Origin of the sequence: Lactobacillus nasalidis, assembly GCF_016587775.1 — a bacterium.
Taxonomy (GTDB): domain Bacteria; phylum Bacillota; class Bacilli; order Lactobacillales; family Lactobacillaceae; genus Lactobacillus; species Lactobacillus nasalidis.
This window is the reverse complement of record NZ_BOCG01000216.1, coordinates 1-7412: the sequence shown is the minus strand read 5'-3', so window position 1 is coordinate 7412 and position 7412 is coordinate 1. Positions and strand designations below refer to the sequence as shown.

Genomic DNA, 7412 nt, shown 5'->3' with positions numbered 1-7412 from the left:
ACAAGCTATTCACAAATATATCGATTACTACAACAACGTAAGAATCAAAACAGGACGAAAAAACATGACCCCGATTGAATATCGGAATCATGTTCTAACAACCTTAACGGCGTAATACTAATTTGTCCCAATTTTGGGGGTCACATCAGATGCTCTTAAGACAGGTGTTTTTTGTAAATGTAAAATGCCAGAGTGAGCCAGCTGAGCAGGCAAAAGGCCAAAGCATAGTAGTAGCACTTGGCGGGCTGGTAGCTGACGACAATCCGGCTGTTTCCCTTTGGCAGCTTGATCTGCACGGTTCCGCGCTGGCTGACTTGATAAGAAACAGTTTGGCCGTTTAAGCTGATTCTTGTGTGCTGGTAGGACAGTACAGGCAGGTCAAGTTTGCCGCCTTTGCTTTTGATCGTGTAGGTGAGCTGGTTGCTGCCAGCTTTGGTCTGCAGCTTGACCTTTTTCTTATTGAGCAGGGCGACCTGGCGGGCGATCTGCTTTCGGTACTTTTTGGCCGCGGCAGGATAGTAGTCGTATTCACCGTAAACTACTTGGTAATTGAAAATCTTGCTGTAGTCTTGGTTGCTGATGGTGGTCTGCGGCAGCTTTGTCAGAGATGAGCGCCGCACGCTGGCCAGTCTTTGCGGGTGTTTCATCACTTGAACCTGCAGGTACATGCTCGAGCAAGAGGTGAGCACGCCGAAAAGGGGCAGCAGGACAGTCAGGGCTTTTCTTTTGCGGGGCGTCAGTCGGGTGATTCCGTTTGCCAGATATTTGGCTTCCAGCAGGCTCACGAAAAGGCCGGTGTATGAGAGATAGCGGGCCGTGATCTGAACTTCCGCGAGAAAAGTTTTTGACAAAAAGTGCCAGGGGAAAATCGTGCTTGCGAGAATGAAGGAGAGCCAGCCCAGGCCGTAAACGGTCCAGTCAAAGCGGCCCTTGATCCACAGCCAGCCGGCAAGCAGGAAAAAGAGCAGATAGGGGCTGAGCTTCCAGCCCCGGCTGAAGCCAAAGGACTGCAAAAGCAGCTGGCTTAGCGACATCGTGTAGCTGAGGCCGAACTTGGCGCTGGTAACCCCGTGGCCGACAAAGTCGGTCAGGAAAGGAACGATGACCGGCAAGACCAGGCAGATGCAGGCCAGCAGGCTTTTGAGCAGGGCCAGCAGGCGGTCTTTTTCGATCCCGCGATCGCTGATCAGCTTGATAATGATGATGATTGCGAAGAATTCCAGCACCAGCATGACGGTCAGCAGGTGAGCGTAAGTCACCAGCGCGCCGCCGATAGCCAGCAGGTACCACTTGCGCCGGTCTCGCCACAGAATTTCATAAATTCCCAGAAAGACCAGGGGCAAGAAGGCGACGGCGAGGAATTCCCCAAACACCGCGGTTCCCAGGTAGATCCGGTAGGGGGTAAAAGTGTAGAGCAGGGCAAAGAGCAGGCTGGGGAGAGCTTTTTTGGAGAAGCTCTTCATGCAGCAGTAGCTCAGCCAAGCAGTCGCCAAGTTGACCAGGAAGTACCAGCCGTAAAAGGCATTGACCGGAGACAGGACAAAGCGCAGGCCGGCCCAGGGATACAAGAAAAGATAGGGATAAAAAAGAAAAGAAGCCACGCCAGTACTGTGAAAAGTATGCGTGGCGATATAGGTCAAAGGACTGCCGGCTTTCAGATTCTGGTAGATCTCTTCTGCTCTGGAAGCATGGAAGCTCCAGTCGGACCAAAGCCAGAGGGCATGTGTCCGTTGTTGGTAAAGGACGGCTAAGAGGACCGCCAGTGCTAGCCCGGCCAGGTAAAGCAGGTCGGTGCGGTGTTTAGAAATTTTTTTCATTGATATTTTTTTAGAAATTTTTCTGAAAACGAATTTTGCTGGTAAAACCATCTTAACACGTGAGCCGGTAGGCTGAACATTTAAGATTTTCTAGCATAAAGACGTTGAGCCAGCAGGATAAAGCTGATTCCCAGCACATAGCCGGCAATGTCAAAAGGAAAATCCGTTGGATCGAATTCCCGGCCCGGAACCAGCAGCTTGCTGCTTTGATCCAATAGCGACCATGAGGCCGATAACACCAGGGCAGGCCCAACGAAATGCTTCTGCCGGCGGCTGAAGAAATAGCCGGCACTGGCGCCAAGCAAGAAGTATTCCGCGGTGTGCGCCAATTTGCGCAGGAGGTGGTAAAGCGGATATTCCGCAATCAGGCTGCCAGTCAGCCGAAAATGCGCTCTTTCAATCAAACCGACGAATTTCAAGGTCAGCTGGGCTGATTGCCCGGAATTCTGAAAGGTCAGCCCGCTGATCAGTGCCAGTGAGCCCAGGCAGGCCAGCAAGGGCAGGTATTTTTCTGGTTTGTGCATGACGTGCTTCCTTATTTTGAGTTTTTGGACTTAAAAATCCAAAACTTGCTGGCGACATAATTGAGGATGATGACCACGATGTTGGCAACGATCTTCATGATCATGTCGTTGAATCCCATTTTTTCGGCAAAAATGAACATGATCAGCCAGTCCAAAACGCCGGTAGCCAGCCGGGCCGCGAAGAAAGCCGTGATTTCTTTGCAGTAGTCGGCGAAACTGGCAGCTTCACTGTGAAAGACCCATTTGCGGTTGGTCAGGTAGGCAAAGAGCACGGAAGCGAACCAGGCAATAATATTGCTGACCATCATCCAGACGTGCAATTGCCGGTAGAAGAACCAGAAAACGCCAATGTTTACGACGGTCGTCAATACGCCGAAAATGACGTATGGAATCGTGTCCTTGTATTTTTCCCATAATTGCTGTAATTTTTCTTGCTTCATTGATATACCTTTTTTTCTGTCAAATCTTGTTAGTGATCCACAAATAACCAGTTTAACACAAAAAGCCTGCTACGATGTAGCAGGCTTTAAATGGATGATTTTAGATTCTACTTTTTCTTAGTAGTCTTTTTAGTGGTCTTCTTGGTGGTCTTCTTAGTCGACTTCTTGGTCGTCTTCTTAGTGCTCTTCTTTACAGCAGTAACCTTGACCTTGACGTTCTTGACAGTGTCTTTTGACTTGTCTGGGTAGGTTACGACCACGCTGACCGTGTAAGTGCCGGCCTTCTTCAAGTTAGGAGCTGGCGAGAAAGCGTAGCTGGTCTTGGCAGGCAGCTTGCTTGCGTTGGTGATGACGCTCTTGGCAGTCAGTTTGCTGCCGGCCTTGACAGTGACGTTCTTGGCTTTAGGAGCGTAAACTTGCGCATTAGTCTTCTTAGTGGTCTTCTTGGTGGCTGAGCTTGCCAGAACGGCCTTGGTAATCTTGCTGCCGTGTGAGTTCAGCTTCGGGAAAGTCGTGGAAGTCGTTGCCAGGTAAGTCGGCGCGTTGGCTGCCCAGGACTTGTAGAGCCAGATGTCAGTCTTGGAAAGGGCCTTGCCTTGTCCTGACAAAGTGTCTGGAATCCCGTTGTCGCCACGGTTAATGACATTCTTGAAGGTGTTGTTCCAAGCCTTCAAGGAGTTGACGTCGCTGGCTGATTGTCTGCCAGTGTAACGCAGGTGGATCGGCGCCATTACCTTGTAGTATGAAAGCTTGGCGTTAGTAGCGTTGGCAGTCTTTTCAAAGGTTGAGTTGTAAATGCTGATGTTCTTGTAGCTGGAAATCTTGTTGGCATCATCAACGCCGTGGCTGCCGACGGTTGCCCCGTATGGGATGGTAGTCTTCGGCATTGCCTTCTTTGGATCGCGGTTGACGATTGCCCCGCCGGAAGTGCCGTTGATTTCAGGACCGAAGTAGCAGTTCTTGATAGTGGCGTTTTGAGTTGAGGCGCCATCGAGCAGGGTTGAACCAGCTGACGGGAAGTTGGATGAATTTACACTAGTGTCGTAGCTGGCGCCTTCTGCAGTTGCCACGTCCAGCTGAATAGCTTCAGACAAGACGGAGTGACCGCCGACACCCTTGCTGGAGTTGGCTTCTTGCTTGTAGATCGCGTCCCAGGTGCTTTGAGTGAACTTGCTGCCGCCGTAGCCGTAGAACTTACAGTTGTCCCAAGTTACGTTGCTGCAGCCCAGAACGTCAAAAACGTGCCGGTCAAAAGTCTGTGCTTGGTGGAACTGCATGTTCTTGAAGTTGATGTTCTTAGTGTGCAGCATGATTACTTGGATACCGCCTTGGTTGTCGGTAGTAACCTTCCCATTGGAGTAGGAAACTTCGACTGACCCGTGCACGTCCAGGTTTTCAATAACTTGGTTATTGTGGTCGCCGCTGACGTACCAGTCAAGCTTGGCGGTCGTTGGCCAGTATGCGTGACCGTCGGCCGGACGGACAGAGCCCTTGGCGTGCCGGTTGATGGCTGCAGTCGTGTTGTTGAAGTTGATGGTCCCGGTTGACTTGGCGCTCAAGTAGAAGGACACGTGCCGCATGATGTTCAGCTGATGGTTGGCTGGGAAGGTAATCGTCCCGCTGTTTTCAAAGTTGAAACCTGTAAAGTTGCTTTGAGTGTCGGCACTTAATTTGAAAAAGTTGTCCAAATCGGACTGAGTGCGGATCGTGTAGGTATCCTTGTCGTTGACGTCAGCAGAAACCTTCTGCGTCTTGAACGGGTTGTTTGAAACTGACTGAGTTTGCAGCAACTGCGTCGTCCCTGCGGCCAGGGCCAAGGCAACGCAAGTGGCCGCAAACCACTTTTTACTGTTTGCCATTGTCTTAATTCCTCTTTTAATATAAAATTTCACAGCATTTACCAATTACATTATAAAGCATTTAAACCTCAGGTGAATAAAAAAGTTGACTTTTAATGAATTTGGCAGAGCTTTTGAGCTTGCCCAATCATTGGTATAAAATATATAGAAAGAAATATATAGAGAGAACTTTTGCAAGGGGAAGTGAGAAAAAGAATGTATCATGAACTGGCTATGCTGATTCGCCTGGTGGTAATCGGCGGCTGCGTCTTGGCTGGCTACTGGGCCATCAGAACGGGGAGCTCCTTTCTGCGCTTATTGGTGACGCTCGTTTACGGCTGTGCTTTGGTGTACTACGTATGCGCGTCAAGAATGCTGACGGCTGCTGCCTATTATCTCAATCATCCGGTCCAGCTGGCCGCTGGGCAGGAAGTGCTGGAGAACCCGGCTTTTTGGAAATGGGGCTTGAAAAAAGTCTTTTCCAGTTCGAATTACGGGGGCCGTTACGGCTTTTTGATGAACGTCATGCTGTTCATCCCGCTGGGCTATATCCTGCCGTCCTGGTCCAAGTGGCTGCACAGCATCATGATCACCACTTTCCTGGCTTTCTGCCTTTCCTACTTCATTGAGCATTTTCAAAGATTTACCGGTCTCGGGGTTTATGACGTCAACGACATGATCGCCAATACTACCGGTGCTTTTCTGGGGGCGGTAGCGATCATGCCGACCTTGTGGATGCAGGACATCCAGGCCCGGAAGCTGCGCAAAGCCCGCGAGCATGCTGAAATGCAGGCAAGGGGGGAAGCTGAGGCGGCGCGCCTGGACCGGGTGAGCCGGCAGCTGGCCAACCCGACGGAGAAGACCCCGAAGGTGAAGGTAAGCCGGAAGGATTACCGGGAAAGACACGGCGGTCAACAAGACTGAGGTGAGAACATGCGACTTAAGGCGGTGGAACTGCACAATTTCCGGGGCTACCGGGAATTCAAGCTGAAGTTCGCCCCGCTGACCAGCTTGCTGGGCGAGGGCGAAGTCGGCAAGAAGACTATTCTGCGGGCTCTGGACATTTTTTTCAACGGCTCTTTGGCCAAGCGGCCTTTGAAGCTGCAGGACTTGAACGAAAAGGCACTGAAGGCTGGCGACTGGGAAATCGCGATCACCTGCTATTTTGAGGATTTCGCGGTCAAAAAGTCCTTTGACCTCAGGCAGTATCTGGAGGAAACCGACAGCTTCGCGGAAAACGGCGGGGACTTTCAGCTGGTTGATGATCAAAACCGGGGCTATTACCGCAGCCTGCTGGCCCGAATGCCCATGTACGTCTTTTTTGATGAGGAATCAAGCGCATCCAGCCCCTTGAATTTTGTGGTGCGCAGCGCCATCCGCGACAAGCAGGCGGAGATCAAGGAAATCCAGGATTATCTGGATGACCGCTTGGGCCGCAACTTGTCGCAGCTTCTGGCCAATTACCGGGATTTGGGCGCGCCGGCGCCGCAGTTTGTCTTTCAGAATCCCGACCTGGCGGAAATGATCAAGCAGCAGGAGAAGGTGAGCGTGACCAGCCGGGGCAAAGCCGGCAGCGTCATCCTGGCCTTTTTGCTGGCGCAAAGCGAAAATGCCAGCATCGACAACGTGGTCTATGCTTTTGAAGCCAGCAGCCTGTCGGCAGAGGAGGAGGCCCTGCTGGCCCAGGCTGTCTTAAAATTGGTCGCCAAGAACAAGCAGGTCATCTTGATCCCGCGCACGCCGCATTTGATGGGCCTTTTGCCCCTGGAAGGCACCAAGATCATCAAGAAGGTTGCCGGCAAGCAGCAGCTGTTAAGCGACAACCAGGTGCTGGCTGAAGCTTCCAGCAATTTGGGGCTGGCCCCCAGCCAGCAGGCCGGGCGGTCGCGCTGCGTTTTGCTGGTCGAGGGCCAGGAAGACGTCCGTTTCGTGACCAAGATCAACCAGTGGATGTATGAGGCCGGGATGGTGGACGCGACTTTTGCCGAAAAGGGCCTCTTCATTTTGCCGGTCGGGGGATGCGGCAGTCTATTGGCCTGGCTGAACTTTGACTTGTTCTCGAAACTGAACGAGCCCTGGTTCATCCTGATCGACTCGGACAAGGGGACGCCAGAAGCCAAGCAGAGCCAGCGGCACCTGCACCGGATCCGGGCCAAGTATCCGGAGATGCAGGCGCACATCCACGCGACTTTTAAAAGAGAGATCGAGAACTACCTAGTATTTAAAGAAGGCAAAAAGAAGCTCGTCTTTGAGCCATATGAAGACGTCAAGCAGCACATGTACGACTTGATGCAAAAGCGCCACCAGAGCTGGAGCAAGGACAAGACGGCTTCCAAGCTGATGGAAGAGATGCAGCTGCCAGATTTGCAAGACTATTATCAAAAAGATGGCCAGACCCACCGGGAGCTGGTAGAATACTTCCTGCAGATCGACCATTTTATCGATAAATCGTAGTCTTTTAATATGCGTATATATAAATTAAAAGTATTTTTATTGCTTCTAAGTTGTTTTTTTAAACTAACTTAGAAGTTTTTTTTACGTTCTTTAGGCAAATGAAAAAACTTTTTAAGAGAATATAGGATGTGCATTGATTTTCCGATATGAAGTTATTAAAATAAAAAAGATATTGAACATAGTGTGACTTTTTTTAGAATGAGGAATGAAGATGAGTAACCCAAAGCATGATTATAAATGGCTGATGACGGGAGCGGCTGTTTTGGCTACGCTTGTCAGCCTGCCATTTAGTCAGTCTGTTTCTGCCGCCAAAAAGAACGGCTGGCAGAACACCAAAGC

At 50.8% G+C, this 7412-nt stretch carries 7 protein-coding genes; 3 read left to right on the top strand and 4 right to left on the bottom strand.

The window, feature by feature from the left end; translation table 11 throughout:
• A partial coding sequence (locus lacNas_RS03620) for an IS3 family transposase (protein WP_191669675.1) occupies positions 1–115 on the top strand: 115 nt, incomplete at its 5' end.
• Between the two features lie 40 nt (positions 116–155).
• On the opposite strand, the gene lacNas_RS03615 is transcribed toward lacNas_RS03620, so the two are convergent.
• The 4 genes from lacNas_RS03615 to lacNas_RS14160 all read right to left on the bottom strand — a co-directional run bounded on the left by lacNas_RS03615 (position 156) and on the right by lacNas_RS14160 (position 4640).
• Positions 156–1817 (bottom strand): putative glycosyltransferase family protein, encoded by a 1662-nt coding sequence (locus lacNas_RS03615; RefSeq protein WP_201331757.1) that lies wholly within the window; start codon positions 1815–1817, stop codon positions 156–158.
• An 80-nt stretch (positions 1818–1897) separates the two neighbouring features.
• Complete coding sequence (locus tag lacNas_RS03610; RefSeq protein ID WP_201331756.1) at positions 1898–2341, bottom strand: VanZ family protein; 444 nt, start codon at positions 2339–2341, stop codon at positions 1898–1900.
• Between the two features lie 11 nt (positions 2342–2352).
• Entirely contained in the window at positions 2353–2781 is a 429-nt protein-coding gene (locus tag lacNas_RS03605; protein ID WP_201331755.1) for a GtrA family protein, read from the bottom strand.
• Positions 2782–2888: 107 nt separating this feature from the next.
• Positions 2889–4640 (bottom strand): Rib/alpha-like domain-containing protein, encoded by a 1752-nt coding sequence (locus lacNas_RS14160; RefSeq protein ID WP_244660736.1) that lies wholly within the window; start codon positions 4638–4640, stop codon positions 2889–2891.
• Between the two features lie 195 nt (positions 4641–4835).
• Here lacNas_RS14160 and lacNas_RS03595 point away from each other — a divergent pair, with 195 nt between their 5' ends.
• Positions 4836–5543 carry a VanZ family protein gene (locus tag lacNas_RS03595; protein ID WP_201331754.1) on the top strand — a complete coding sequence of 236 codons (708 nt, stop codon included), beginning with the start codon at positions 4836–4838 and terminating at the stop codon, positions 5541–5543.
• 9 nt (positions 5544–5552) lie between these two features.
• On the top strand, positions 5553–7073 hold the full coding sequence (locus lacNas_RS03590; RefSeq protein WP_201331753.1) for an ATP-dependent nuclease: 1521 nt from the start codon (positions 5553–5555) through the stop codon (positions 7071–7073).
• Positions 7074–7412: the final 339 nt, after the last annotated feature.